Raw genomic sequence first — 26,843 nt, forward strand, 5'->3', positions numbered from 1 at the left:
GCAGTGTCACTGGGTTCTGTTACACATGGGCATAGCCGTCTGAGCGATGAAGGAGCCTGCGTGTCTGAGTCGGGAGGCCTGTCACACCCTGTCGCAGGCGTGTACGAGGAGCTCATCACGCTGCGGTGCGAGCAGCAGTTGAAGGAGCTCGCGAGCCTCGGATGGCATCCGGTCAGCGACACGCTGGGAGCAGAATCGGTACCGCACGTCCTGGCCAGGCACGTCGCGACAACCGTACGGCGAGTGCTCCAGGGCATTCCTGCCGAAGAGCGCGTGCACGCGGCGAACCACATCTTGGAGTCCATCAGCACGCTCAAGGGGGCCCAGGAGTGGGTGGACCTGGTCGCAGCCGGCCCGCGTCAGCTTCTTGCCCTGACTCGGCAAGAGGCCCCGGGCGTCTTCGCCGTACGTCCCGGCATCCCGCTCTCCGACACCGCCCTCATCACCAACTCACCCGAAGACCCCAGCCTCGGCTTCGAGTTGCGTGCCGAGCTTGCCACCGCCGATCGCGTCGACCTGCTCTGCGCCTTCGTGAAATGGCACGGTCTCCGCATCATCGAGCACTCTCTCCAGGCAGCCCGTGAACGGGGCGTACCGATACGCGTCATCACAACGACCTACATCGGAGCCACCGAGCGCCGGGCACTGGATCGGCTGGTGCAGGACTTCAACGCCGAGGTCAAGGTCAGCTACGAGACGCGATCGACACGGCTTCACGCCAAGGCGTGGCTGTTTCGCCGGAACAGCGGTTACGACACCGCGTACGTCGGCAGCTCCAACCTCTCCAAGGCCGCGCTGCTCGACGGCTTGGAGTGGAACGTTCGACTGTCGTCCATCGCCACGCCTGAGGTACTGCGCAAGTTCGATGCGACCTTCGAGGCGTACTGGAGCGATCTGACCTTCGAGTTGTACGACCCGGCTGCCGATGGCGCTCGACTTCAGGAAGCGTTGGCGATCGCCGGTGGAAACTCCTCTACACCCGCCGCGGATCGCAGAATCACCCTGTCCGGTCTAGAAGTACGTCCCTACCCGCACCAGCGCGACATGCTGGAGCGGCTGGAAGTCGAGAGGGAAGTGCACGACCGGCACCAGAATCTGCTGGTGGCTGCGACGGGCACTGGGAAGACCGTCATGGCGGCGCTGGACTACAAGCAGCTGCGCAAGAAGCACGGCCGTGACCTGCGCCTACTGTTCGTCGCTCATCGCAAGGAGATCCTCCAGCAGTCCTTGCGGACCTACCAAGATGTCTTGGGGGACGCGAACTTCGGCGAGCTCCTGCACAGCGGGGAGATCCCGGAACGCTGGACGCATGTCTTCGCCAGCGTGCAGTCGCTGAACCCCCGAGCGCTGGACCGGCTCGCTGCTGATCACTTTGACGTGATCGTGATCGACGAGTTCCACCACGGGACTTCACCGACATACCGCAAGATTCTCGACCACTTCGAGCCGCTGGAGCTGCTTGGCCTGACAGCAACTCCCGAGCGCATGGACGGCAAGAACATCCAGGACGAGTTCTTCGATGGGCGCATCGCTGCCGAGATGCGGCTGTGGGAGGCCTTGGAGAACGAGCTACTCAGCCCCTTCCACTATCTCGGCATCAGCGACAACACCGACCTGAGCGCTGTGAAGTGGCATCGCGGGGCGTACGACGCAAGCGCTCTGAGTGCTGCGGTATCCGAGAACCGTCCGCGGGCCCTACTGGTCCTGCAAGCCCTTGAGGAGAAGGTCGCCGACCCACATAGCATGCGCGCGTTGGGCTTCTGCGTTGATGTTGTGCACGCGCAATTCATGGCGGAGTGCTTCCGCGAGGCCGGCCTCAACGCCGTTGCGTTGTCAGCCGGGACCCCTGCTGATGCGCGCAGGCAGGCACTTGCTGATCTCAAGTCCGGGGCGTTGCAGGTCATCTTCTCGGTCGATCTATTCAACGAAGGCCTGGACATCCCCGACGTAGACACCCTGCTTCTGCTACGCCCAACCTCCAGCACGACGGTGTTCTTGCAGCAGCTCGGCCGAGGTCTTCGGCGTACCGAGAACAAGGCTGTGTTGACCGTGCTGGACTTCATCGGCCAGCACCGCAAGGAGTTCCGCTTCGAGAACCAGTTCCGTGCCCTGACGAATCTGACCCGCAAGCGGCTCTTGGACAACATCGAGCGCGACTTCTCGCAGCTCCCATCTGGCTGCGAGATCCTCCTTGAGGAGAAGGCCAAGAAAGTCATCATTGCCAACATCAAGGAGCAGATCGGCGTCAACGTCACTGCCCTGGCACGCGAAGTGGCGGACTACGCCGAGCCTGAACTCAGCCGCTACCTCGACGAAAGCGGACGCGAGCTCAAGGAGCTCTACCGAGGCAACGGAAACTCGTGGACAGGTCTACTCCGCCGCTCTGGCCTCCTGAAGGGTGAAGCACCGGAAGGTGAGGCCGCGCTCCTCAAGCGTGTCTCCGCGTTCCTCCACGTGGACGATCCAGCGCGAGTTGCCGCGTACACACGGATGTTGGAGGACGACGCTCCTGCCTACAGCGCCCTCGATGAGCTAGGCCAGGCCTACGCCCGCATGCTCTTCTTCCAGTTGTGGCCGCTCGGCGGCATCATCCGGAAGGGATACGCCAACTACGATGCCGGATTTGGGGCTCTGCGCAGGCAGCACGCGGTCCGTAGTGAGCTGCGCCAGGTGCTGGCGTACAACCTGGCTCACACCGAGCACGTACCGATCCCCCTCCCCGCTGAGGGCCGCCTGAGCGGCATCCCGCTCACCGTGCACGCTTCGTACAGCCGCGAAGAGATCCTGCCTGCGTTGGGGCAGTCGTACATCGGCGGCTTTATGCCGGCCGACTTCCGCGAGGGCGTGAAGTGGTGCGACTCGGTCAAGACGGATGCCCTCCTCATCACGTTGGAGAAGGACGAGAAGGACTTCTCGCCGCAGACGCGGTACCACGACTATGCACAGAGCGAGACCCTCTTTCACTGGGAGTCTCAGAACCAGACGTCTGAGTCCTCCCCCACTGGTCTGCGCTATCAGCGTCATGTCGCTGAGGGCAGCCATGTTCTGCTGTTCGTCCGTCGCTACAAGAGCACCGACATCGGCGGTGCTCAACCGTGGATGCTGCTTGGCCCGGCCGAGTACCAGAAGCACACGGGCAGCAAACCGATGGCGATCACGTGGAAGCTGGCGCACGAGATTCCGGCGGACGTGTGGACGTACTCGGCCATCGCAGCCGGGTAGCGCCTCACGTCGAGTTGCCCAGCACACCAACTTCAGCTTCGAAATGCATCTGGGCTCGGTCCAAAACGTCGTCAGCATCACGGCCGTGCGCCCGGAGCCAGTGGAGAAGGTCAGCGATAGCCCCGATCGCTGCTTCCTCTGCGGTAACTGAGCTGAGCCGACCGAAGCGACGTACGGGCATCTCCACGCTGCCAACGCTGAGCATCTCCTCTGCTCGTGTCACGTGGGGCCCTGAGTGATGGCCGTGGGGCGAGGTCAGGTTGGTGGCGATCTCGCACCACGTCACCTTTCGGTCAGCAAGGAGTTGCACGCCCCAGCGGTCAGTCATGAAGGTGATGAGCTCCATGCCTCGCCCGCATTCGGCGTCGACGCCTTCGTTGCGGAGCGTCGGTAGCGCACGTGTGTCAGGGTCGTGAACTTCGATGCGTAGGCGAGTGCCCTTCATCGAGACGGCAAGGGTGGTGGGAGTGCCCGGACCAACGTGGGCGATCACGTTGGAGACGAGCTCGCTGACGCAGAGTTGGGCCGCATCGATGAGCTCGTACAACCCCCACAGCCCCAAGTGGACTCGTACGAGACGCCGAAGCACTGCCACTTCCTCAGGCTCCGCCAGAAATGCCAGGTCCCAAGGCTTCCTTGGCATGCACGTGGTGCAGTCCATCCCCAACTCCCTCTCAGCCTCAACGTGTTACACGTTGCAGTCGGTCACACACTCAGAGTTGCATTGGAACTCTCAAAATGGAACTCTCATCACGCAGGGAAAGGAGCGCACTGAAGCAGCTCACGCCCCCGGCGCACACCACCTTGCCGTCCCGTCCACGTACCCAGGACGATCTGAAGGATCGATACGAAGGGCTGTACGCATGCCGATTGGACCCACGACGCGAAGGCGCCAGCTGGGCGCGGATCTGCGCCGCCTCCGCGAGCTCAAGAGGTTGACGCTTGAAGAGGCAGGCACACGCGTCGGCATCTCGAAGGCGACGCTGAGTCGCTACGAGACAAAGGAAGGCACAGTCAAGTGGCCGGCCGTGGACGCGCTTTGCCGCGAGTACGGAGCTTCCGACGAGGAGCGCCTGGCTCTCGTGGAACTTGCGAAGGGGGCCCGCATCCAGGGCTGGTGGCGGTCACTTGCTGACCCCATCCCTGACTCCATGAACCTCATGCTCACGCTCGAGGACGAGGTCCTACGCGAAGACCACTACGCCTGCATGTACATCCCCGGTCTGCTGCAGACTCGCGGGTACGCCGAGGCTGTGCATCGGGCTTCAGAGGTTGAGTGCGCGGAGCGGGAGGTGCAGCACATGGTGGACATTCGCATGAAGCGGCAGGAGCTCCTCGAACGGGACGAGCCGCCGCACATCTGGTGCGTAATCGACGAGGCGGCGGTCCGACGCAACGTCGGCGGACGTGAGGTCATGCGCGAACAGTTGCAGCATCTCCTCACCATGGCCGAGCGCCCGAACATCACCGTCCAGCTGCTCTCGTTCTCAACGGGAGCCCATGCAGCGGCAGTTGGCAGCTTTGCCATCCTGCGCGGACCGAAGCCCGAGCTGGATGTGGTCTACGTAGACCTACTCGGTGGCGGGCTCTTCATGGAGAAGCCTCAGGAACTGGACCGCTATAGGTTGGCGTTCCAGTACCTGAGCGCACAAGCACTCGATCTCGACTCTTCGGCAGCGCTCATCTCCCGGATAAACAAGGAGTCTTGATGACCGCCCCCTCCGCCCCCTCGTGGTTCAAGTCCTCATACAGCGGGGGCAGCGGGACGGAGTGTGTCGAGTGCGCGCGTACGGAGAGGGGTGCTCTGATCCGCGACTCCAAGCATGGCATAGGGCCTGTGGTCGCTGTTCGAGGGCAGGCATGGGGGGTGTTCATGAGAGCGTTGCGGAACTGGACGCTGGAAGGCTGAACGGGGGCTTGGAGGGAACAGACCCTTACGTCAGCGACCCTCCCACCGCGTCAACCAGCGACCGCGCCCGTACATCGTCCGACCCTCCAATGACAGTTCAGGGACGACCGGCCAGCCGTTTCGCCGACCGAGCCGCCCGCGGCTGATCCGCTGCAATGCCTCGCGCTAGGGTTCCCCTGGTCAACGAGGCGGCGGCAGTCATGCAGCCCGGCCTGGGCACCGCGAACGACGAGTACCTCTCGGTCTACGGGACGCTCTTCCTCGCCGGCGCCATGGCGGCCGCCCGGGCAGAAGACCGGGCAACGACGCAGACCTTCCTCCGGGAAGCCGACGAAGCCGCACACGGGTTGGGCACCGACGCCAACCACCTGTGGACGGCCTTCGGCCCGACCAACGTGGCCATCCACTGCGTCGCCAGCGCCGGCGAGCTCGGAGACATCCAGCTAGCCGCGGACCTCGGCCAACGCATCGACACCAGCGGCTTGCCCGCCGAACGACGCGTCAGGCACAGCCTGGAAGTCGCCCGAGCACTGAGCGCCTGGAACCGGACCGACGAAGCCTTGGCGACCTTGCTGGACGCCGAACGAGCCGGCCCCGAACAGGTACGCCACCACTACCTCAGCCGGGGACTGGTCATCGGCTGGATCCGCGGCACCCGAGGCCGCCCATCCCAGCCCGTGGCAGACCTGGCCCGCAGGCTCGGCGTCGTCGGCGGCTAGAGTCCATCCCGTGAGCGAGAACGAGCACGAAGCGAAGATGGCCCGCCCGCGCATGGCAGCCGGCGCTCTGTTCGTCGACGACGCCGACCGGATCCTGCTCGTCGAACCTTCGTACAAGGACTACCTCGACATCCCCGGCGGATACGTCGAGCAGGGAGAATCACCCCTGCAAGCCTGCGTGCGCGAAGTCCATGAGGAACTGGGCATCAAGCCCGCTATCGGCCACCTGCTCGTCGTGGACTGGGCGCCGAACCCGGGAGAGGGAGACAAGGTCCTCTATCTCTTCGACGGAGGCCGCCTCACCGCCGACGAGTGCCAGCACATCGCGCTACAGGCCAACGAGGTCCGCAGCTACGCCTTCCACGACGCCGGAGAACTGCCGGCACTCACCATCCCCCGACTCGTACGCCGTATCACCGCCGGCATCGAGGCCCGCGCCAACGGCATGACCGCGTATTTGGAACACGGAACGGCGCCGGAAACAGCGTCGTAAGCACGGAAACGCCACCCGCGCTGTCACAGGAAACCTTCCAGGTCGCCGACAAGCAGCAGAAGCGACTGCCGGACCACGCGGATGCGGGGAAGTCTCACGGCGCGAGCCTCAAGGAGGAGCACGGTGACCATTTCAGTCCCCTGGCAACACCGCCTGTCCACCGGCACCGAAGACATCCAGAACGAGATCATCGCCTGGTACCAGCGGACACGGCACGGCAAGTCGTACGTGCCCGACATGATCTGGGGCACCCTCCAGACCGAGGCGTACGCGACCGTGATCCTTCGGAAGGTCCTTACCGCCGCGCCGGCTCCGGACTGATCAGGTCCAGTAGACATTGGCCAGCGGATACCCACCCCCATCAAACCTCTCCCGGCATACCGAGATCCCGAACGCGATCTCCAAGCCCTTGAGGAACCGTTGCCGCCAGTCGGGTATCCAGCCCTCGTCCTCGAAGACCGGTCGGCCGTCGACGTAGTGGACCTCTGGGCGGCAACCCGCGTCGTGCATGGCCCAGTTGAGGAAGGACATCTTCGGGGCGTAGTCGAAGTAGTGGCCGCCGTTTCCCTTTGTCTCCTCGTCGAAGTGGCCGTAGATCTCGTCGCTCCACACCCGTTGACCGTTTTCGAAGTAGACCATCAGGTACATGCCTCTGGCGATGATGTTGTAGAGGAGGACGACCCGGCCGGTGCCCTGCGGCAGCGCGAACCCTTTTCGGGAGTGAAGCAGGAAGTCGAAGTTCCCGGCGAGGAAGGACCAGCGGCCCTCCTTGCCGTAGACCGTCAGGCTGGGTTCGTCGGGGACCTGGGTGTGGGGGTGGGTTCGGTCGTAGATGGCCTTGGCCTCTGCGCTCACCGGCTCGGGGATCTCCCAGGGCACGGCTCCGAAGACCACCGCCAGGTCCTGGGGCGCGGTTCCCTCCGCGAACACGAGACCCGCCTGGCGGCCGAGGATGGGGTCCGGCGTGTCGCTCGTCCAGCGCTCGCCGAGCCATGCGATTCCGTCGTCTTCTGCCAGTGGCCCAGTCGGCCGATTTCGCATGTCGTCGTCAGCTGCCTTGCGGTCGTTTTCTGCCATGTCGACGGACCGTAACAGCCAGGTCTGACATTGACATGGAGTCACCGCCCGCCTCACCCCACGGGAAACCTCACCCCGGTGAGCTCCTCGGAGACGGTCCACAGGCGCTGCTGGGCTGTCTGGTCGTGGGAGTCGGGGCTGGAGGTGACCAGCTTCGGGTAGCCCCGGAACTCACCTCGGTTGCCGGGGCCGTAGTACTGCCCGCCGGCGACCGCCGGATCCGTGGCGGCGCGCAGCGTGGGCAGGGCGCCCATTTCGGGCTTCTGGGTGAACAGGGGTGCGAGCCAGGTGGTGGGTAGGCGCAGCGCGGAGGGCACGTTGCGGACGAGCTCGGTGTTGGACACGCCGGGATGGGCGGCCACCGCGGTCGTGGTTCCGTGTGGTGCGAGGCGGCGCTGCAGTTCGTACGTGAACATCAGGTTGGCGAGTTTCGACTGGCCGTACGCGGCGACGCGACCGTACGAGCGCTCCCACTGCAGGTCGTCGAAGTGGATGGTGGCCCGGATGCGGTGACCGACGCTGCTGACGTTCACGACGCGGGAGCCGGGGACGGGCAGCAGCCGGTCCAGGAGCAGGCCGGTCAGGGCGAAGTGGCCGAGGTGGTTGGTGCCGAACTGCAGCTCGAAGCCGTCGGCGGTGAGTTGTCGCGGGGTGTACATCACGCCCGCGTTGTTGATCAGCAGGTCGATGCGCGGGTGGGCGGCGCGCAGGTCGGCCGCCGCGAACCTGATCGAGTCGAGGGAGGTCAGGTCCAGGGCCTGGACGGTGACGTCGCCGGTGATGCGGGCGGCTGCCCGCTTGCCCTTCTCGAGGTCGCGGACCGCCAGAACCACCGCGGCCCCGCGCTCGGCGAGCATCCGGGCGGTCTCGAAGCCCAGCCCGGTGTTGGCGCCGGTCACGATCGCCACCCGGCCACGCTGATCGGGGATGTCCTGCTCGGTCCAGTTGCCACTCATCGCCCACTCCTAAAGAACCGCCGGTCTGTTATCTGCTGCGATCAACTTAAGAGACCGGCGGTCTTATGTCAAGAGACCGGTGGTCTTTAAGTTAGAGTGAGGGTGTGACATTTCAGCGGGCGCGAAGCGAGGAGCAGCGGGAGATCCGCCGCCGGGCGATCCTGGACACCGCGGCGGCGATGCTCGACGAGATGCCCGTGGCCGAGGTGAGCCTCAATGAGCTCAGCCGGCGGGTGGGCCTGGCCAAGTCGAACGTCCTGCGATATTTCGAGTCGCGCGAGGCGGTGCTGCTCGAACTCCTTGACGTCTTCCTGGAGAGCTGGCTCGCCGAGCTGGCGGACGAGCTGGCCGCGGGCATCAAGGCGCACGCGGCGCCGGAGGTGCGGGCGGGCCAGTTGGCGGAGATCCTCAGCCGGTCGCTGGCGGGCAACGTGGTGCTGTGCGACCTCTTCGGCGCCCAGGGCGGCGTGCTCGAGCACAACGTCTCGGTCGAGGTGGTCAAGCGGCACAAGCGGTCCTACCTCACGAGGACCGAGGCCATGGGCGAGCTGCTGCGCCGCCACGTGCCCGAACTCGGCGAGGACACACAGCTGTTCTGCCTGCTGATCCTGGTCTCGGCGGGCGCCCTGTCGTCGTACGTCCCGCCGCCGCCCAGCGTCCTCGCCGCCTACGCGGAAGAACCCGCTCTCGGCGTGTTCAACCTGGAGCTGCGGGACGCTCTGCGGCTCTCCTTCACGTCGACGCTCCTGGGCGTGCTGCCACGCGCGTGAACCGCCCGGAGCCGGTTCGGCGGCAGGAGCCGCCCCCTTGGCCCGGTGGCACCGGGCTCAGCACCGAGGGACCATGGTCAGGGGGCTCCGAGTACTCGACGCATTCGACGCACTCGACGCACTCGACGCACTCGACGCCAGGGAGTCTGACCATGGACACCAAGCCCGCATGTGGGCCGGAGCGCGACCCTGACTTCTTCGCGGAAGTCGACAAACTGTTCGCCAAGTACCCCGAGGCCTCTGCCAGGTACGCGGTGGCGTGCAGACGGCTGGAGCTCGAGATACTGAAGATCGACTTCAGCAGGCAGGTAGGTGTCACGCGGGTTGAGGACCGCCGCATCATCACGGAGTTCGTCGATCGCGACACGCTCGCCGTGCGTTCCGCTCACCACGCGTGTTGCGAGTGGCCGAACAACGATGACGGCAAGTGCAACCGGATCTGCCCGGAGTGATCCACCCATTCACCTGCAGGCGTCAGCGGACCACGTCGAAGACGTTCTTCTGCAGGCCGTTGGCGTACGCCTCGTGTTCGACGAGCTTCAGCTTCTGGGTGTCCTTGTCCGTTGCGCTGAACAGGCGCTTGCCCGCGCCGAGCAGGAGCGGGAAGACGAGCAGGTGGTAGCGGTCGATCAGGCCCGCGTCCGACAGGCCGTGGTTCAGGGTGGCGCTGCCGTGGACGATGATCGGGCCGCCCTCGGTCTCCTTCAGCGCGGCGACCTCGTCGAGGGAGCGCAGGATGGTGGTGTCGCCCCAGTTCGAGACCAGGGCGTCCTCGGTGAGGGTGGTGGAGACGACGTACTTCGGCATCACCTTGTACTCGGCGAAGTCCTCCATGTCGGGCCACACGGGGCTGAACGACTCGTAGCTGGTCCGGCCCAGCAGCATCGCGGTGGCCTCGGTCTGCTCACGGCCCTTGATCTCGAAGGCCTCGGGCAGGAACTCGACGTCCTTGAAGGTCCAGCCGGCGTTGCGGTAACCGGACTCGCCGCCCGGGGCCTCCATGACGCCGTCGAGGGAGACGAAGGCGGTGCTGATCAGGGTGCGCATCTGGGTTCCTCGGTGTCTCGTGTCCGGTTCGGTTCGTTCGGTTCGTTCGGTTCGTTCGGTGCGTTCGGTTCGGTCTCAGCAGGTTCGGCTGGCGCGCAGCGACCCGCAACCCGCAAACCCGCAAGTTGCAAACCCGCAACCAGCGGCTGCCGCGCACCAACCAACCATGACCTCTGACTTCGGATCACGCAGAAACTCATCGGTCGGCGCGCTGTCCCCGCTCTCGGAGTCCGGCAGGATCTCTCAGCCCAGCACCTCCCGCAGCAACCGCGCGTTCTTCACCACCTGGCTCGATCCCGTCCGTGCGGCTGCCGTCGTGACCTCGGGTATCTCGCCCTTGGCCGCGCAGCGCGACGCGCAGTCGACGCCGAGAGCGAGCAGGGCTCCGGTGCCCCGGACCACCGGGTCGTGCAGCAGGCGGGGCAGGGTGGCCGCGAGGATCGACCAGGTGGTGCCGTACGCGCCGGTCTCGGCGGCCGTACGCAGGGACGCCGCTAGCCGGTTCGCCTCGGTCTCGCCGCCTCGCAGCGTCTGGGCCAGCTGGAGTCCCAGCAGGCTGGTGTCCAGCTGGCCCCGGGCGGCGAGTACGAGGAGGGCGTCCACCGCCGCTTCGCGTTCGTCCAGTCGGTCGTAGGAGAGGGTGCACGCCAGTGCGAGGTGGACGGCGAACCCCGCCTCGCCGCCCGACTCCGCGGCGAACGGCAGGGCGTGGGCCCAGCCCCGCATGGAGACGCGGTGCCTGAAGTAGTCGCGGGCCAGGACGAGTTCGCGGTGGTGGGGCAGCTGGGCGAGCCAGAAGGGGACCATCGGGTCGTGGAGGCCGCCTTTGTCGTACGGGCCGAGCAGGGCCTCCTCGGCCGGGCCGAGCAGCGGTGAGCCGGGGGTGGGGTCGGGTGAGGCGTCGGGCGTGGGGCCGGGCGTGGGATCGGGCGTGGGATCGGGCGTTGGGTCGGGCGTTGGGTCGGGCGCAGGGCCGGGGTGGACATGGGTCACCCAGTCCGACGAGTGCCCGCCCGAATGCCCGTCGGGCCAGTTCGCGGGGGCCGTGTCCCGGTGCGGCAGGCCGCCCTCGCGCAGTCGGCGGGCCAGCCGTCGCCCGGCGTCCGACCCGAGCCGGCTTACCGCGTCCAGCACTGTCTCGTCGGCAGTCGGGGTGACGCGCAGCAGCGCCTGGGCCAGGTCCACCGGTGCCGGTGTGACGCCCAGGCCGTCGAGCACCGAGAGGCGCCGCACGAGTACGGCGGCCTCCAGCGCGCCCGTCGCGTCGGTCGGTACGGCCAGCAGGAACGGCTGCGCGCCCGCCTCGATGATGTCGAGCGCCTCGGCCAGGCGCGCCCTCAGCAGCGCCCCCGCCGGCGAATAGGCGTGGTACTTGAGGCGGGTGGTGAAGTCACGCCGTCTCGGCTCGTCGCCCCGCAACGCCCTCGCCACGTCGTACACGTCGGACTGGGTGCAGTCGTAGGCGTCGCGGGGTTCCTTGCGCATGACCGGTGTCAGCGCCCGCGCCAGCGCGGCGCGGTCGAGATGGGCGTGCCGGACGAGGCCGTCCAGGGCGCGCTCGAACGTCACCACGTCCTTGTCGTTCGCCACGACCGCCGCGAGTTCCTCGGCGACCTCCTCGGCGGTCGCCGGCGGTTCCGGAACCGGGCGGGGGTCGAGTACCGTCGGCAACAGGTCGGCGTACTGGTCGGTGAGCCGGTCGGCGTACTGGTCTGTGAGCCGGTCGGTGAGCCGGTCGGTGAGCCGGTCGGTGAGCCGGTCGGTGAGCCGGTCGGTCGGTTGAGCCGGTGTCGTGCCGAACAGGTCCGCCGCCCGGTCCGCCAGACCCGGGTTGATTCGTTCGGCCGCCGTGCGCAGCTCGGGGAGTACGGAGTCGCCCGCGGACCCGAGGTGCCGGGCGATCACGTCGAGGGCGCGCTCCTGGAGGGCGACGTCCCGGTGGTCCAGGGTCTTCGCCGCGTCCAGTACCGTCCGGGCGGCGCGCGTGGGGTCTTCGCGGGCCGCGCGGTCGAGGCGGGTGAGCTGGGCGCGGACCAGTTTCTTCTCCGGGCGCGGCAGGACCCGTACGCACATCTCGGTGAGTACGTCGGGCTCCAGCAGCCCGGCCTCGTCCAGGGCGATCAGGACCTCCTGGGCGTAGGCGGCCACCGGCGACGACAGGTCCAGGAGTGCCATGTGGTCGCGCAGGGCGGGCGCGTTCTCGGCCGGGGTGAGGGCCAGGGCGCGCAGGAACTCCAGCGGCGGCGTGGTCTCCGTACGCGTGCCGTCCTCGAGCAGGCGGGCGAGCAACGGCTCGGCGAGCGCGACGCGTTCGCGGGTTACGGAGGCGTGTTCCGCCGGGGTGAGGGCAAGCTGCGTCAGCGCGACCGCCGCGTCCCGGCCCCACGTCCCGGGGTCCGCCAGGTCCGCGAGGACGCGCCGGACCAGCACGGCACGGTCGACCAGGCCCTCGGCGGCGAGGCTCAGGAACACGCCCAGCCTGGTGTCCTGCATGACGTACGGCAGGCCTCTGGTGGTGAGCAGGTGGTGGAACGAGGTCGCGTCGAGGTGCACGCCCGGTCGGTCCAGCGCCGCTGGGAGGAGCGTCGGGGACAAGGCGTCCGCGCGCAGCCGCTCCAGGAGGGTGGCGCCGGGACGGGCCCCGCCGCGCAGGTGCGCGGGATGCTCCCAGGTGCCGGCGCGCCAGCTCAGCCAGCCGCTGATGAACCCGTCGGTGGTCGGGAGGGGGCAGCCCGTGTCGTGGACGAGGTGTTCGACGAGGTCGGCCCTGAGGGCGTTGCCCGGCGGCAACTGCTCCGCGAGACGGGCGGCCAGCTCGGTCCGCCAGGTGACGGGGTGCAGGTTCACGACGTCGAGCATCCAGGCGCCGCCGAGGGGCAGGCGGGGCGCGTGTCTGTCGTTCTCGGGCCGCAGGATCCACTCGGCCGCGTCCGCGGGGTCGGTCCGGGAACCGAGTTCGGCGGCGAGCTGGGCGGCCTTCTCCGCCTCGGGGACGTCGTGGAACCAGCCGCCTCGCAGCGTCGCCCGCCGGGCCTCCAGCGCGTCGGCCTGGGCCGCGCGCTCGTCCGGCGCCAGGGAGCGGAGTTCTTGGAGTACTTCGTCGACGTCGCCGGCTTCCGCGAGGTGGACCAGGTTCATCGTGGGGTCTCCGATCGTGGCGTGGTCGCTGTGCGGGTGGCCGTTCCTGGACGAGTGGCCGCGCTTGGGGCTGGAACCTGAGCCGGGGCTGGGGCCGGGGCTGGGTCTGGAGCTGGAGCTGGAGCTGGAGCTGGGGCCGGAGCTGAGGCCGGGGCCGGAGCTGAGGCCGGGGCCGGGGCCGGGGCTGGGGCTGGGGCCGCCTCCGCCGCGGGCACCTCGGCCCGCAGGGTGAAGCCCGCCGCGAGCACCTGGGCCTCGGCGAAGCCGCGCAGCCGGCGCTCCGGCAGCGGGACCTTCTTCTCCGTGAACTCGCCGTCGAAGGTGCTGACCGTCAACTCCTCGGGTCCGACGGTCAGTTGGAGGGGGTCGAGCCCGCCGAGCCCGGCCGGCGCCCGCCGCAGCGGCGGGTTGACGTCCACGTTCGTGGTGCCGTACCCGACGTCGTCACCGTCGTCGAGGCCGGGCGCGAGGACGTCCAGGCGGGCGTAGACCCCGCAGCAGCCGGAGAAGGACTCGAACCGCAGCCGGTCGCCGTCGGCCGTCACCACCGGGTCGAGGGAGGCGTTGGCGCCCGGCCGGTGGTAGCGGGTGGCGGCCACGTCGGCGACGGCGAGCAGAGCTGTCGCTGCGGCGGTCGGCGCGGTCAGGAACCCGCTGAAGAAAAGGGGGTTGGCCGCGTCTCCGGCCGGGGTGGCCCCGCCGGAGGTCTCCAGCGCGAGGGTGCGTCCGGCCGTGGAGGCGCGCACGGCCGAGGGGCGTAAGTAGGCGTACGTCTGGAGGAGTTGCGGGTGTCTCGGGAGTCGCGGGCGGCGGCTCGGGAGTTGCCGAGGTTGCGGAGGTTGCGGCAGTCGCGGGAGTTGCGTCACGCGCACACGCTACGACCGGGGACTGACACGGCCCCCGCCTCCCGCGGCCCCCGCTTCCGCGCGAACGCCCCCTCCGTTCCAGGATGCGCGCATCCTTGCGGGGTCGCGAGTCGGGCCGGTCCTGCCTGGGGTTGCGAGTCGGGGGCGTCGGAGGAAGCTGGAGTTCGGGGGAGTTCGGGGGATGCACGGGGTGGATCCGACTCGCCCGGAGGTCCGGATGACCGTTCTGCGATTGGCCACGTTCAACGTCGAGAACCTCTTCGCCCGTTGGCGCTTCAAGGACCATGTGAATCCCGCGGACGCCAACAAGCGGGGCTGGCTTGTCGATCAGACCCGGTTCGACGAGCTGGGACAGGAGGACAAGGCCATCACCGGAGCCGCGTTGCGCGAGGTCGGAGCGGACGTTCTCGCACTCCAGGAAGTGGAGAACGTGGACACGCTCAAGCACTTCCGCGCACTTTCGCTCGGTGCGGCCTACCCGTACGTCGCCGGGGTCGACGGAAACGACCCGCGGCTGATCGACGTGGCCGTGCTCTCCAGGTTCCCGATCACCCACATCCGCTCCCACCAGCACTTCCTCGACCCGTCGAGCCCCACGACGGCGCTGTTCTCCCGGGACTGTCTCGAAGTCGACGTGGAGGTCGGGGCGGGCGACAGGAAGAAGACGGTGACGCTCTTCGTCAACCACTTCAAGTCGATGAGCGAGGGGCGGCTGAAGACCCGCGAGAAGCGACTGCAGCAGGCCACGAAGGTCATGGAGCTCGTCACCGAGCGCTTCGGTCGCACCCCGGGCGACCATCCGTTCGTGGTCCTGGGCGATTTCAACGACTACATGGAGACGAACGAGGAAGGAAGCCCGGCCATCGCCGACCTGGTCGGCTGGGACCAGGTCGAGAACGTGGTGACCCGACTGCCGTCGGACGAGCAGTGGACCCACTACTGGGCCGCCCAGGAGGAATACCGGCAGCTGGACTACCTGCTGCCGTCCGCCTCACTCGCCGCCGCGACCACCACGGTCCCGGAGATCTTCCGCAAGGGACTGCCCCTGCGCGCGGCCAAATACATGGGCCCCCGCCTCTTCGGCGTCGGAACGGACAAGCCCAAGGCCTCCGACCACTGTCCGGTGGTCCTCGAGATCGACGTCACGTGAGCGGGAGGCCGGTGCGGGGAGCGTCTGCCCGACCGGGAGGCCCCTCCCGGCCGGAAGCACCCTCCCGACCGGAGTCGTCCGACCGGCCCGCACGCCACCGCCACCGCCACCACGCCAGCGCGAAGCCGACCCCCGCCACCAGCGCCGGAACCGCCAACTCCGTTGCCAGGGAAGCCACCCAGTCCGGGTTCATGCGCCGCGTCAGACCGCTGGTGTACTGGCACGTCGCCTGGGGTGGAAGGAAGCTGTACGACAGGGTTTTCGGCGGGTTGGTCCCCCAGTCCGCGCCTGACTCGCACGCCGACGACGGGCCCGCGAGCAGTCTCCAGCCGGCCAGGGCGTAGCAACATCAGGAACGCGGAGCCGGTCACGAAGAACGCCGTCCCCGTACGACGCAGCTTCGCCACCCTGGAGATCGGCGTCACCCAGGGACCGCCGAGCCGTGGCTCGAACCACTCCGCGATCAGCGCGGCGAACAGGCATACGACCAGGACGACCATGCTGAGCCACAGCAGCCCGCCGAGCACCGGCCCGCCTCCGACGGAGGCGACGTCCCCGCGCTCGAACTCGCAGACGGTGGCCGGCGGGAAGGCCTGGTTCCGTACGTGGCGGAGGGCGCCCGGCCCCGTGACCAGACCCTGCTGGCACCGCTCGTCGAATTCCAGCATGCCGAACAACGCCACCGCCGAGCCGACGACCACCGCCCCGAACGCGATCCCGGCCGCAGCCCACAGACCGCCCGTCCGGTAGCTGCCGTACGTACGCGTGTTTGACATTCGCGCACACTAGCCGAGCGCGGGATCGCCAGGTCCTGAGGCTGGTCCAGGCCGGTCTTCGAGCGCCTGGACCAACCTCGGCCGATCGGCTCCCGTCAGCCCGTGTGGACCTTCAGTGCCGTGCGGACGGCGGATTCGAGTGCGCCTTCGATCCAGGCGGGCTTGATGGAGGTGTGGCAGCCCGCGAAGTGCAACGGCCCCTCGGACGTGGGGACGTCCGGGAACAGTTCCGCATGCTGGCCGGGGAAGAGGACGGACGCCTCGCCGTAGGCGTAGTGGTCGCGCATCCAGGACTGCGTCTTGCACTTGCCGGTGAAGAACACCTCGCACCGGCGGCCGAACACCGCCTGGACTCCCGCGAGCGCGCGCAGATAGCGCTCCTCGTCGGCGAACGCGTCCCACTTGAGGGCGTCGTCCGACCAGCTGTAGGAGGCGAGCACGATGCCGCCGTCGCTGCCCTCCATGGGGCTCGCGTGTTCGAAGTACATGAAGCGGTTCGCGTTGTCGCTCACCGAGCCGCCGCCACGGACGTGGGCGGCCTCCGGTTCGCCGCCCGAGCCGGGCCTGCCAGGCCTGAAGGCGGTGAAGCACTCCTTCAGGCCGTCGGGGATCGTCACCCCCAGCTTCTTCACGGACGCGTGCGCGCCGAGGTGCCTCGCGTCCCGTACCCTGCCCGCCCGGTACCTGTCGTAGAGCCCGTCCTCGATGGAGTCCAGCGCCTGGCGCCACTGCTCCTCGGTGAACTCCCACCAGCGCTGGGAGAACTCCAGCAGCACCTTGGTCGCGGCGTCGTAGTGCAGCTCGGTGACGGCCCGGCGCTTGCCGTACGAGAGCGGCGGGTCGAAGGTCACGTGGCGCAGCCCGGAGAAGGGGACGGTGATGATCGCCTCGTCACCCTCGAAGACCTCGGTGGCACCTCCCTTGCCGTCCTGGCAGTCCTCCGACACGGTGTGCACCCGCACCTTGCCACCGTGCCCGTAGCTGTCGCCGTGTCCGCTTCGTTCGATGCGTACTGCGCGCCTGTCGAGCCTGACCTTCCCCCTCACCGGCGCGTACAGGGCGTCGGCGAGCGTCGCCGTGCCGCCCTTGAGCTCCCAGAACTTGGTGCTCGGCGCGATCAGCACGCTGGACAGGAAGCTGTGGACGAAGGAGAGGTGCAGCCGCGAGGTCAGGTTCTGGATGGTGCCGATGAGGTCGATGGTCCTGGTGTCGAGCCCGGCGACCTCGGTGAGATACCGGTACATGGACCAGTGGCCGTACTTCTCCAGGACCGTGATCCACCCGTTGACCAGGGCGGTGCCCTCCTTGTCCTGGACCAGCTGGCGGGCGGGCCTGAGTGCCTCGGTGAGAATCGCGGCGGCGGTCTTCGTTCGATTTGGGCCGGTGACGCCGAAGGTGTCGTTGATCTTCTCGGGGTGCTTCTCGTAGTCGGCGCGGCGCATGTGCACGCCGTTGACATGGATCCAGGTGCGGTTGGCCTTCCGCCCCGGGTTGTCGACCTCGACGTCCACCAGGTAGAACTCCTGGCGCGCGAGGTCGTACTTCTTGATCAGCGCCATGAGGAGCGGGTGGCTGTCGGGCAGGCGCATCGCCCCGGCCTCGGCGTACTGCCTGGGGTCGGCGAACGGCTGTTCGCCGTTCTCGTGGCCGCCCTTGCGGAAGGTCTTGATACGTCCGCCGACGCGGTTGCCGTTGGCCTCGATCACGACGACGTCGTGGCCCGCCCGGTTGAGCAGGTCGGCGGCGAGCAGGCCGGCCGGTCCCGCGCCGATGACCAGGACACGTTTCGTCGCCTTCGCCCGGCCGGTGGGCAGACCGTTCTCGATGGCCCTGAGGTACGCCGGGACAAGGGAGTTGTCGTGCTCGTCGTAGACGGCGATGGCACGGGCGACGGTCCGGTACGCCTGGCGGTCGATACCGGGCGGCGTCGGGGTGGAGGGAGCGATGAAGGGAGCGGTGGCGGGAGCGGTGGCTGGGCTCAGTGCGGTCGCGGATCCGGCGGAGGTCACGGCGAGCCCGGCGGCGAGCGCCGAGGCACCGGTCACGGTGACCACGGCACGACGCGAGGGCGGCGATGCGGGCTGGGACGCGTGTGAAGAATTCTGTGTGCTCATCACGTTTCACTCTTGGCGCATGAGCCGTACGGCGTAGGCGCGTTCACACGGACGAGGACGGCAAACCACTCGAACCGATGACCTCGGACCACTCACATCGACGGGCCGTCACCCCGGCGAAGGGGATGCCGGGCCACAGGAGTTAGCCTCGCCCCGTACGACTACGACTCAGCGGGAGGCAGGCAACCATGGCCATGGCGAAGACGAAGGTTCCTACGGCGCTCGTGGCCGCCGGCGGTCTCGTCGGCGGGTACGCCGTCGCCCGCTGGAGCCGGAACCGGCAGCTCGGCGGGGCCGTACTGGCCGTCGCGGGGACCGTCGCCGCCCAGCAGTGGCAGGAGCAGGCGGGCGTCACGGCCGCCGGGGCACTGACCGTCGCGTATGTCGCCGCCTTCGCCGGATCGCACCCCCTGGCCAAGAAGGTCGGCGCCTGGCCCGCCGTGTTCGGGGTCGCCGGAGCCGTCGCCCTCGCCTCCTGGGCCGTCGCCGACCGGCACTAGACGTTCTCCCGAACGCCCGTTTGAAACCCTCCCGGCCACCCGACTGAGACTCAGCCGCGCCCCGCCGACATCAGCCCCTCCAGGGACTCCTCCTCCACCTGGAACGCCCGCCCCACGCTCGCCGCGACCAGCACCGCCGCCGCCATGACCAGCGTGAAGAAGGCCCAGGTCAGGGGCCAGGCGTTGGCGAATCCGTCAGGTGGGCCGGGCTGGGTGCTCAAAGAGACGTACATCAGGGTCGCCGGGGGGACCGCCACCAGCAGCAGGGGCCAGCCCCGCCGGTCGCGATACCCGAAGTACGCGCCCAGGAGCAGCAGCAGGACGCCCAGGACGACGACCCCCACGCCCGTCACCGGGGTCGTCTCATCGATCGAGCCCACGTGCTGCGCCCGGTTGCGCAACTCCCAGGGCACGCAGACGACGTACGACGCCGAGGCGACCGCGGCGCCGACGGCGCGGGTCAGCCATCGCTCGGCCCAGGGGCGCGTCCGCAACGGCCTGAGCAGCTTCCAGATGGTGGTGCTGTTCCCCGTCATATCGGTCATAAGTACGAGGGTTACCTCTCGGGAGGCGGTCCGACAGAGTACGCGTACTCAGGTACGGGTACCTATGGCGTCGGCCTGCACCCTGCCTACACCCTGCCTACACCCCCACCGCCCGCGACACCGCGTAGATCAGCAGTCCGACCAGCGAGCCGACCACCGTGCCGTTGATACGGATGAACTGCAGGTCGCGGCCGATGTGGGCCTCGATCTTCTTCGTCGTGTGCTCGGCGTCCCAGCCCGCGACCGTGTCCGTGATCAGGGAGGTGATCTCGCCCTGATAGGTCGTCACGACGTACACCGCCGCGCCCTCGACCCAGCCGTCAACCTTGCTCTGCAGACCGGCGTCCACCGACATCCGCGAACCCAGCGACAGCAGCGACGCCCGCACGCGCAGCCGCAGTTCGCTGCGCTCGTCCTCCGCCGCCGAAACGATCATCGATCGTACGGCCGTCCAGGCGGACGCGATCAGGTCCTGGACCTCGCCGCGCCCCAGCACCTCGGTCTTCAGCCGCTCGACACGCGCGCGTGTGTCCGTGTCGGACTGGAGGTCGGCGGCGAAGTCGGTGAGGAAACGGTCCAGGGCGCCGCGCGCCGGATGGGAGGGCGCGTCGCGCATCTCGGTGACGAAACGCAGCAGTTCCTTGTAGACGCGCTCGCCGACCTTCTTGTCCACGAACTTGGGCGTCCAGCCTGGCGCGCCGCCCTGTACGGCGCCCATGACCTCCTCCTCGTGCAGCACCAGCCAGTCGTGCGCGCGTACGCAGATGAGGTCGACGACCCGCTTGTGGCCGCCGTCGACGACGACCCTCTCCAGCATCTTGCCGATGCCGGGCGCGATCTCCTGGGCGTCGGCCCGCCGGGTGATGGCCTCGCCGACGACGGCCTGGACGTCGGAGTCGCGCAGGACGGTGAGCGCACCGCGCAGCGCCGCCGACAGCTCGGCCGTGACCCGGTCCGCGTGCTCCGGCTCCGCCAGCCAGGTACCGAGCCGGCTGCCGATGCCCACGGCACGCAGGCGCTGGCGTACGACGTCCTGGGAGAGGAAGTTCTCGCCGACGAACTCACCGAGGGATACGCCGAGTTGGTCCTTCTTGGTGGGGATGATCGCCGTGTGCGGGATGGGCAGGCCGAGGGGGCGGCGGAAGAGGGCGGTGACCGCGAACCAGTCGGCCATCGCACCGACCATGCCCGCCTCTGCCGCCGCCGCGACATACCCCGTCCAGCCTCCGGCGCCCTGCTCACCGGCCCACTTGGCGAGGACGTACACGACGGCGACGAAGGCCAGCAGCCCGGTCGCGGTGAGCTTCATCCGACGTACCCCGCGCATGCGTTCCTCGTCGGCGGGACCGAAGGCGTTCATGGCACGACCGGGGACGGTACCCGGGGCGGCCCCTTCGGTCACCCCAGCCCCATCGGCGCCTCCGGACGCATCCTCTGATCCCGTTCTCCTGCGTTCCATTCGCTCCACCGTTCAGTGATCCCCCACACATTGTCCCTTCTTGACCTACTCCCGGAACGGAACAGGAGTTCCCCACGTATATCCGGAGGGGGTGAGTCCGACGATTCGGCCGACCCCCACAGGCCCATCCCGCATCATGGGCGCAGCCCACCGGAGCCCCACGCTCCCCGCCGTACTAGGAGTCACGCACCCCATGACCAGGCGCCACGGTTATGGCTTGTTCGCCGCGATGATCACACTCGTCGTGGCTGTATCCACCGCCATCCACGTCGGGGCGACCCTCGACGACGGCACCGCTCCACACGCCAAGACCGTCAGCCGCGCCCGCGGCGACTCGGGCAACTCCGTCGCCCCCGCGTCCGCCGGCACCTGGGTCGGCACCTGGTCCGCCTCCCCGGTCGGCGGCGAGCCCGGAACGGCCGTCCAGGGCCTGGCCGGCCGTTCCCTGCGCAACGTGGTGCACACCTCGGCCGGCGGTACGAGTGCCCGGGCCACCCTCTCCAACCTGTACGGCACGCAGCCCCTGACCATCGCTCACGCCTCGATCGCCGTCGCCGCCGCCGCGAACAGCGCGTCCGCCGACGCCGGCACCATGCGCCGGCTCACCTTCGGCGGCAGCCCCTCGGTGACCATCCCGGCCGGGCAGCAGATCGTCAGTGACGCGGTACGGATCGTCGTCCCGCGCGACAGCGACGTCCTCGTGACGACGTACTCCGCGATCCCGTCCGGCCCGGTCACCTACCACCCGCACGCCCGGCAGATCTCGTACGCCGCGCTCGGCGACCGCACCGAGGACCCCTACGCCGCCGCCTACACCGAGCAGGTCGAGGCCTGGCGGTACGTCACCGCCCTGGACGTCTTCAGCAACGAGGCCGACGGCACGGTCGTCTTCCTCGGTGACTCGCTCACCGCCGGCACGACGTCCAGCGTGGGCACCAACAGCCGCTGGCCGGACGTCCTGTCCGACCGCCTCCACGCGGCGGCGGAGGCCGGTGCGGACGTGCCGCACTACAGCGTCCTCAACCAGGGCATCGGCGGCAACCGGGTCCTGAAGCCGGGCGGTCTCAGCATTCCGGCGCCCAACGCGAGCGGGCTGGAACGGTTCGGGCGGGACGTGCTCGACCATCCGAACGTCAAGGTTGTCGTCATCGACCTGGGCGTCAACGACATCCTGCGCTCCCGCAACCCCAAGGCCTTGAAGGCGTCGTCGATCGTCGCCGGGCTGCGGCAGCTGGTCGCGGAGGCGCATGGGCGGGGTCTGCGGGTGGTGGGGGCGACGTTGATGCCCTTCGGGGGGTTCCATGGGTACTCGGCGACGACCGAGGGGCTGCGGCAGGCCGTGAACGCGGAGATTCGGGCGGGGCGGGTGTACGACGCGTACGTCGACTTCGACAAGGCGATGCGGGATCCGCAGGACCCTCGGAGGTTCCGGCCGGGATTCAACTCGGGGGATCACCTGCATCCGAGTGACGCCGGGTATGCGCGGATGGCGGAGGTGTTCGACTTGCAGGAGTTGAAGGGGGCGGCGCCGGCGCGGCTGTAAGGATGTTCGAGACCAGGACCTCCGATGCGGTGCTGCCTTGGACAGCTCCACCGCATCGGAGGTCTTCGTCATGTCGAGCACGGGCGTGTGTCACAACGCTCGCGCCCGACACGGCTGCCTAGGCGGCTACGCAGCCGTCACTGGTGCAGCCGACGACGGCCTTCGACACGTAGGTGACACCGCCGTCTTCGGACGCCCAGTAGGTGATCCGCACACTCGTCGTGCCACCCTCCACCGCCGAGAGATCGATGGTCTGCGGCCCGAACGCCCGGTCCCCGCCCGAAGCACAGAACTTACTGGTCGTCGCCCGGTGACTCGACCCGTCGGCACCCGTCGCGACCAACTCGACATAGCGGCAGCCACTGGCAACATGATTGTTGCCCTCGAACGTGACCGAACGGTTCAACCAGGTCACCGCACCGGCCGCCACACTGTTGCCGTACGACAGCCGGAACTCGGTGACCGGCTCACGAGAGGAGTTCTCGCAGCCGTCCTTGGTGCACTGGACGACGCCCTTCGTCGCGTAGGTGACGCCGGCGTCTTCGGACGCCCAGTAGGTGATCCGCACACCCGTCGTGCCACCCTCCACCGCCGAGAGATCGATGGTCTGCGGCCCGAACGCCCGGTCCCCGCCCGAAGCACAGAACTTACTGGTCGTCGCCCGGTGACTCGACCCGTCGGCACCCGTCGCGACCAACTCGACATAGCGGCAGCCACTGGCAACATGATTGTTGCCCTCGAACGTGACCGAACGGTTCAACCAGGTCACCGCACCGGCCGCCACACTGTTGCCGTACGACAGCCGGAACTCGGTGACCGGCTCACGAGAGGAGTTGACGCAGCGGTCGCCGCTGTCCAGGGCCCGGGTGCACTGGACCACACCCTTCGTGGCGTACGTATTGCCGCCGTTTTCGGACACCCAGTACGTGATCTGCATGCTGGTCGCGCCGCCGGTCACGTCGGAGAAGTCGAGTGTCCCCCGGAAAGCGCGTGTGCCGTCGGCTTCCGTCCCCACGCACAGCGGGCTCGACGTTCCCCTTCTCGTGGTTCCGTTCGCCGCCGAGGCGATCAGTTCGACGTAACGGCAGCCGCTGGCGACGAAGTTCCGTCCGCTGAAGATCACAGAGCGGTCGAGCCAGCGGACGTCCCCGGTGGCCACGCTGGCGCCGTAGGAGAGGCTGAACTCGGGGAGCGCCTGCGAGCCGTCCCAGTTGTCCGGGATTCCTGGCCTGAGGTCGGAGGACACCTGGTCGAAGACGCCCCAGTAGTACTGGCCCCAGTCGGTGTCCGGCGTGCCGCCGTTCACATGGGTGAACGCCTCTGCTCCGACCCACCCACGGAACGTGCCGGAGTCGTCGATGATCTGGAGCATCGGCCGCGGATGTGAGTTGTTCTGGTAGCAGTCCGCGCCCTGTGCGAGGAGCATGCACCAGTACTCCTCGGTGTTGCGCCGACCGCCGCCGATCTCCGCGATGTAGCGAGCGCGATCCTTGTCCGGATTCACGTCCGCGTCCGCGCTCTCGTCACTCTTGCCGCAGCTGGTGCCGTGCTGGACGAATCCCAGGCACTGAGCGCCGTCGCACTTCTGCCAGGGGTTGGTCCGGTTGTCGCCGCCGACGCCGCTGAAGGTCCAGTTGCCGCCCGACCACTCACGGCCGAGGTTCTGGCCGTTGACCCTGACAAACGTGCCCCGGTACCGCGTGTTCCGGTATTGCGGGCCGGTGAGGAGTTCGTTCATGCTCACGCGCGTGCTCGAGTCGAGTGAGCTCTTGCTGCCGTATCCGACGCCGAACGTGGCGTCGTAGCTGGAGAAGATGTTGGGGTCGGGGGCCTTCGCGTCGGGAACGGCGTCGGTGCCCGTGTTGGTGTAGTACGTCGGGCTGGTGATGCGCGCGACGCCACCCGTTGACCCCAGCCCGGCCTCGAGGTTCCAGTGCTCGACGAGTGGCTCGTCGAGCGAGCGGCCGACCAGGTCGGTCTCCCAGGTCACTTTGAGCTTTCCATCGGACTCGTAGCCGAACACGCCCCGGTATCCGCCCGTCGGGTCGCCGTCGAAGCCGTCGACCGTCCTGACGTAGCAGTGGGGAACGGGGCCGTCGCAGTTGGCCTTCACGGTGTTCACCCGCTTGGGCTGGCCGGCCTGCGTCCAGTACCAGTAGTTCGTCTCGACTGTGCCGTTGGTGGAGAAGACGTAGTAACCGAGCCGGACCCAGTTGCCCGGATCCCGGTGGTCGCCGAGGCCCCCCACGGAGACGACCCAGTTCGGCTTGCCGCCGGGCAGCTCAGGAGGAGCCGCCTGCGCGGTGCCCGCCGTCACCAGCATCGAGGCGAGGACGGCGAGGAGGCCGACCAGTGCGGAGAGGGTGGTGCGTGCGCGATGTCTGCGGAGCTGGTTTTCCATGATCCCCCGTTTTCTGCCCGTCCCGGCGGTTCACCGGGAGTGGCATGTTCCGATCACATTGGAGATCGCATCATAGTGACCACGGGGTCTGAAGGGGTGGGGAGGAGGGGGGAGGAGTGTGGGGTGCGTTCTGAGGTGCGGGCCAGGTGGGGCCTGGTCGCGCAGTTCCCCGCGCCCCTGACAACGCGGGCCCGGTGGGGGCTCGTCGCGCAGTTCCCCGCGCCCCTGACAACGCGGGCCCGGTGGGGGCTGGTCGCGCAGTTCCCCGCGCCCCTAAAAGCCTGTTCCCCGCGCCCCTTGAAGGCGGGCCTGTCGCCGCGGGCAGGCGTGCCGCTAGGGGCGGCACGGGTGGGCGCGGCGGCACCCCGTTCAGCGCCGGGCTGCGCGATCTCCGCCCGCCCCAGCCCGCCTCAGCTGTCCAGCTCCCGCCGGGTCTCGCGGCGTTCCGCCTTCAGGCGCTGGCGTTCCGCCTTCGGGAGTTTGCGGGTCACGCCCACCCCGCCCCAGAAGGCGAACCCCTGGAGGATCACCCGCGGAGCACCGGGATCCCCCAGCACCCCTTCCTCCCTGTGGTCGAACCCGCCCATGATGCCGATGCCGCGTACGACGACCTCGACGCCCGGCGGCACGATCACATCCACCCCGCCCATGATCGCGACGCAGTTGATGACCACCTCATGGTCCGCGAAGTTCGCCTCCCGCAGATCGAGTTCCCCACCACCCCAGAACGCGACCGAGTTGAACACCCGCGGCACAGTCCAGCGCCCCTTGCGCTGAAACCCGCCCATGATCGCGACCCCCCACCGCGAGGTGCCCTCACCCCCGACCACCCGCTCAGCCCAACTCCCGCCCCCCACAGGCTGCTTGACCATGCTCACCGCGGGCGCGCTCACCCCGGCCCCGGGCAGGTCACGGGTGATCGGCGCCAACTCACCGTACGTACGCGCCTGATACGTCGCGTCCAACCGCTCCTCGAACTCCGCCATGTCGAGCCGCCCCTCCGCAAGGGCGTCCCGCAACACCTCGGCGACTCGTTCACGATCGGCGTCGGAAGCGCGCAGCTCCGGAAGGTCGTCCGTCATACAAGCAGCCTACGAGGTACCAGCAGCTCCCCGCGAGGGCGGCGGCTACGACACCGCCCTCCCCGACTTCTCCGCCTGCTCGGCGTACATCTTCGCGATCACGGCCTCGATGTCCGGCTCCCGCACCGACAGGTCCACCAGCGGATACTCCGCCGCGATCCGCGCGACCAGCGGAGCCGCCGACTCCGACGCCGGGAACGCCAGCCACTGCCTCGGACCCTCCACCCGTACGACCCGCGCCGACGGCACGTCGATCGGCGGCAGCTCCCGCTCCAGGTCCACGACCAGGGTCCGCTCACTGTCGCCCACCTCGTGCAGACCGGTCAGCGGACCGTCGTACATCAGCCGGCCGTGGTCGATGACCATCACGCGCGAGCAGAGCTGCTCGATGTCCTGCAGGTCGTGCGTGGTGAGCAGGACCGTCGTACCGCGCTCGGTGTTCAGGTCGCGCAGGAACTCACGTACCCGCGCCTTCGAGATGACGTCCAGTCCGATCGTCGGCTCGTCGAGGTACAGCACCTCGGGGTCGTGCAGCAGAGCCGCCGCGATGTCACCCCGCATCCGCTGCCCCAGGGACAGTTGACGGACCGGCACGTCCAACAGGTCGCCCAGCTCGAGGAGTTCGACGCAGCGGTCCAGGTTCTCCCGGTAACGGGCGTCAGGGATGCGGTACATGCGGTGCATCAGACGGTACGAGTCGATCAGCGGAAGGTCCCACCACAACGTCGTACGCTGCCCGAACACCACCCCGATCCGCCGCGCGAGCCGTGTGCGCTCACGGGACGGGTCGATACCGGCGACGCGCAGCCGGCCGCCGCTCGGGGTGAGGATGCCCGTCAGCATCTTGATCGTCGTCGACTTCCCGGCACCGTTCGGGCCGATGTAGCCGACCATCTCCCCGCGAGCCACCCGGAAGGAGATCGAGTCGACCGCCCGCACCTCCCGCCGCTCACTGCGCATGAACCCGGTGCGCTTACGCACGTCGAACACCTTCTCGACACCGTCCAGCGCGATGAAGGACTCGTTCAAGGGCTCGTTGGCGGATTTGCTGAAGGAACCGTCCATCTGGCTGTCCA

General features: G+C 68.4%; 23 protein-coding genes. 11 read left to right on the forward strand and 12 right to left on the reverse strand.

Features of this window, described 5'->3' with window-relative positions; genetic code table 11:
• The first annotated feature begins 60 nt into the window (after positions 1 to 60).
• Entirely contained in the window at positions 61 to 3,222 is a 3,162-nt protein-coding gene (locus ABZ855_RS23105) for a DUF3427 domain-containing protein (protein WP_360809620.1), read from the forward strand.
• Positions 3,223 to 3,226: 4 nt separating this feature from the next.
• Here the strand turns inward: ABZ855_RS23105 and ABZ855_RS23110 are convergent, their stop codons facing one another.
• Positions 3,227 to 3,883 (reverse strand): ATP-binding protein, encoded by a 657-nt coding sequence (locus tag ABZ855_RS23110; protein ID WP_360809622.1) that lies wholly within the window; start codon positions 3,881 to 3,883, stop codon positions 3,227 to 3,229.
• Positions 3,884 to 4,085: 202 nt separating this feature from the next.
• Between ABZ855_RS23110 and ABZ855_RS23115 the strand changes: the two genes are divergently transcribed.
• From ABZ855_RS23115 to ABZ855_RS23135, 5 genes are all read left to right on the forward strand, one after another.
• Complete coding sequence (locus ABZ855_RS23115; protein ID WP_360809624.1) at positions 4,086 to 4,931, forward strand: helix-turn-helix transcriptional regulator; 846 nt, start codon at positions 4,086 to 4,088, stop codon at positions 4,929 to 4,931.
• Entirely contained in the window at positions 4,931 to 5,131 is a 201-nt protein-coding gene (locus ABZ855_RS23120) for a DUF397 domain-containing protein (RefSeq protein ID WP_360809626.1), read from the forward strand. The genes ABZ855_RS23115 and ABZ855_RS23120 overlap by 1 nt, the downstream gene beginning before the upstream one ends.
• 200 nt (positions 5,132 to 5,331) lie before the next feature.
• On the forward strand, positions 5,332 to 5,850 hold the full coding sequence (locus ABZ855_RS23125; RefSeq protein WP_360809628.1) for a hypothetical protein: 519 nt from the start codon (positions 5,332 to 5,334) through the stop codon (positions 5,848 to 5,850).
• A gap of 10 nt (positions 5,851 to 5,860) precedes the next feature.
• Positions 5,861 to 6,343 carry an NUDIX hydrolase gene (locus ABZ855_RS23130; protein ID WP_360809630.1) on the forward strand — a complete coding sequence of 161 codons (483 nt, stop codon included), beginning with the start codon at positions 5,861 to 5,863 and terminating at the stop codon, positions 6,341 to 6,343.
• Between the two features lie 123 nt (positions 6,344 to 6,466).
• Positions 6,467 to 6,664: a hypothetical protein gene (locus ABZ855_RS23135; protein ID WP_360809632.1), complete on the forward strand. Its 198-nt coding sequence runs from the start codon at positions 6,467 to 6,469 to the stop codon at positions 6,662 to 6,664.
• Here the strand turns inward: ABZ855_RS23135 and ABZ855_RS23140 are convergent, their stop codons facing one another.
• Positions 6,665 to 7,420: a hypothetical protein gene (locus tag ABZ855_RS23140; protein ID WP_360809634.1), complete on the reverse strand. Its 756-nt coding sequence runs from the start codon at positions 7,418 to 7,420 to the stop codon at positions 6,665 to 6,667. It abuts the gene before it with no gap.
• Positions 7,421 to 7,473: 53 nt separating this feature from the next.
• Positions 7,474 to 8,376: an SDR family NAD(P)-dependent oxidoreductase gene (locus ABZ855_RS23145; protein WP_360809636.1), complete on the reverse strand. Its 903-nt coding sequence runs from the start codon at positions 8,374 to 8,376 to the stop codon at positions 7,474 to 7,476.
• A 104-nt stretch (positions 8,377 to 8,480) separates the two neighbouring features.
• Here ABZ855_RS23145 and ABZ855_RS23150 point away from each other — a divergent pair, with 104 nt between their 5' ends.
• Positions 8,481 to 9,146 carry a TetR family transcriptional regulator gene (locus tag ABZ855_RS23150; RefSeq protein WP_360809638.1) on the forward strand — a complete coding sequence of 222 codons (666 nt, stop codon included), beginning with the start codon at positions 8,481 to 8,483 and terminating at the stop codon, positions 9,144 to 9,146.
• Between the two features lie 152 nt (positions 9,147 to 9,298).
• The gene (locus ABZ855_RS23155; protein ID WP_360809640.1) at positions 9,299 to 9,598 is read left to right on the forward strand and encodes a hypothetical protein; all 300 of its coding nucleotides are present in this window, start codon (positions 9,299 to 9,301) and stop codon (positions 9,596 to 9,598) included.
• A 22-nt stretch (positions 9,599 to 9,620) separates the two neighbouring features.
• Here the strand turns inward: ABZ855_RS23155 and ABZ855_RS23160 are convergent, their stop codons facing one another.
• The 3 genes from ABZ855_RS23160 to ABZ855_RS23170 form a co-directional block, all read right to left on the reverse strand.
• Positions 9,621 to 10,193, reverse strand: a complete 573-nt coding sequence (locus ABZ855_RS23160; RefSeq protein ID WP_360809642.1) for a dihydrofolate reductase family protein — start codon at positions 10,191 to 10,193, stop codon at positions 9,621 to 9,623.
• A 243-nt stretch (positions 10,194 to 10,436) separates the two neighbouring features.
• A complete protein-coding gene (locus ABZ855_RS23165) occupies positions 10,437 to 13,331 on the reverse strand; it encodes a DUF6493 family protein (RefSeq protein WP_360809644.1) in 2,895 nt (964 codons plus the stop codon).
• Positions 13,328 to 14,077: a hypothetical protein gene (locus ABZ855_RS23170; protein ID WP_360809646.1), complete on the reverse strand. Its 750-nt coding sequence runs from the start codon at positions 14,075 to 14,077 to the stop codon at positions 13,328 to 13,330. The genes ABZ855_RS23165 and ABZ855_RS23170 overlap by 4 nt, the downstream gene beginning before the upstream one ends.
• A 337-nt stretch (positions 14,078 to 14,414) precedes the next feature.
• Between ABZ855_RS23170 and ABZ855_RS23175 the strand changes: the two genes are divergently transcribed.
• Entirely contained in the window at positions 14,415 to 15,347 is a 933-nt protein-coding gene (locus ABZ855_RS23175; protein ID WP_360809648.1) for an endonuclease/exonuclease/phosphatase family protein, read from the forward strand.
• 871 nt (positions 15,348 to 16,218) lie between these two features.
• Here the strand turns inward: ABZ855_RS23175 and ABZ855_RS23180 are convergent.
• Positions 16,219 to 18,237, reverse strand: coding sequence for an FAD-dependent oxidoreductase (locus ABZ855_RS23180; protein WP_360809650.1), 2,019 nt, complete (start codon positions 18,235 to 18,237; stop codon positions 16,219 to 16,221).
• A gap of 188 nt (positions 18,238 to 18,425) precedes the next feature.
• Here ABZ855_RS23180 and ABZ855_RS23185 point away from each other — a divergent pair, with 188 nt between their 5' ends.
• Entirely contained in the window at positions 18,426 to 18,737 is a 312-nt protein-coding gene (locus ABZ855_RS23185) for a hypothetical protein (protein WP_360809652.1), read from the forward strand.
• Positions 18,738 to 18,787: 50 nt separating this feature from the next.
• On the opposite strand, the gene ABZ855_RS23190 is transcribed toward ABZ855_RS23185, so the two are convergent.
• Entirely contained in the window at positions 18,788 to 19,282 is a 495-nt protein-coding gene (locus ABZ855_RS23190; protein WP_360809654.1) for a hypothetical protein, read from the reverse strand.
• 97 nt (positions 19,283 to 19,379) lie between these two features.
• Positions 19,380 to 20,741, reverse strand: a complete 1,362-nt coding sequence (locus tag ABZ855_RS23195; RefSeq protein ID WP_360809656.1) for a DUF445 domain-containing protein — start codon at positions 20,739 to 20,741, stop codon at positions 19,380 to 19,382.
• A 193-nt stretch (positions 20,742 to 20,934) separates the two neighbouring features.
• On the opposite strand from ABZ855_RS23195, the gene ABZ855_RS23200 reads away from it, so the two are divergent.
• Positions 20,935 to 22,284 (forward strand): SGNH/GDSL hydrolase family protein, encoded by a 1,350-nt coding sequence (locus ABZ855_RS23200; protein WP_360809658.1) that lies wholly within the window; start codon positions 20,935 to 20,937, stop codon positions 22,282 to 22,284.
• 118 nt (positions 22,285 to 22,402) lie between these two features.
• On the opposite strand, the gene ABZ855_RS23205 is transcribed toward ABZ855_RS23200, so the two are convergent.
• The 3 genes from ABZ855_RS23205 to ABZ855_RS23215 all read right to left on the reverse strand — a co-directional run bounded on the left by ABZ855_RS23205 (position 22,403) and on the right by ABZ855_RS23215 (position 26,832).
• On the reverse strand, positions 22,403 to 24,685 hold the full coding sequence (locus ABZ855_RS23205; protein ID WP_360809660.1) for a hypothetical protein: 2,283 nt from the start codon (positions 24,683 to 24,685) through the stop codon (positions 22,403 to 22,405).
• 410 nt (positions 24,686 to 25,095) lie between these two features.
• Positions 25,096 to 25,767 (reverse strand): DUF1707 domain-containing protein, encoded by a 672-nt coding sequence (locus ABZ855_RS23210; protein ID WP_360809662.1) that lies wholly within the window; start codon positions 25,765 to 25,767, stop codon positions 25,096 to 25,098.
• Positions 25,768 to 25,812: 45 nt separating this feature from the next.
• The gene (locus tag ABZ855_RS23215) at positions 25,813 to 26,832 is read right to left on the reverse strand and encodes an ATP-binding cassette domain-containing protein (protein ID WP_360809819.1); all 1,020 of its coding nucleotides are present in this window, start codon (positions 26,830 to 26,832) and stop codon (positions 25,813 to 25,815) included.
• Between the last annotated feature and the right edge of the window lie 11 nt (positions 26,833 to 26,843).

Origin of the sequence: Streptomyces sp. NPDC047042 (genome assembly GCF_040644035.1) — a bacterium.
Lineage (GTDB): Bacteria > Actinomycetota > Actinomycetes > Streptomycetales > Streptomycetaceae > Streptomyces.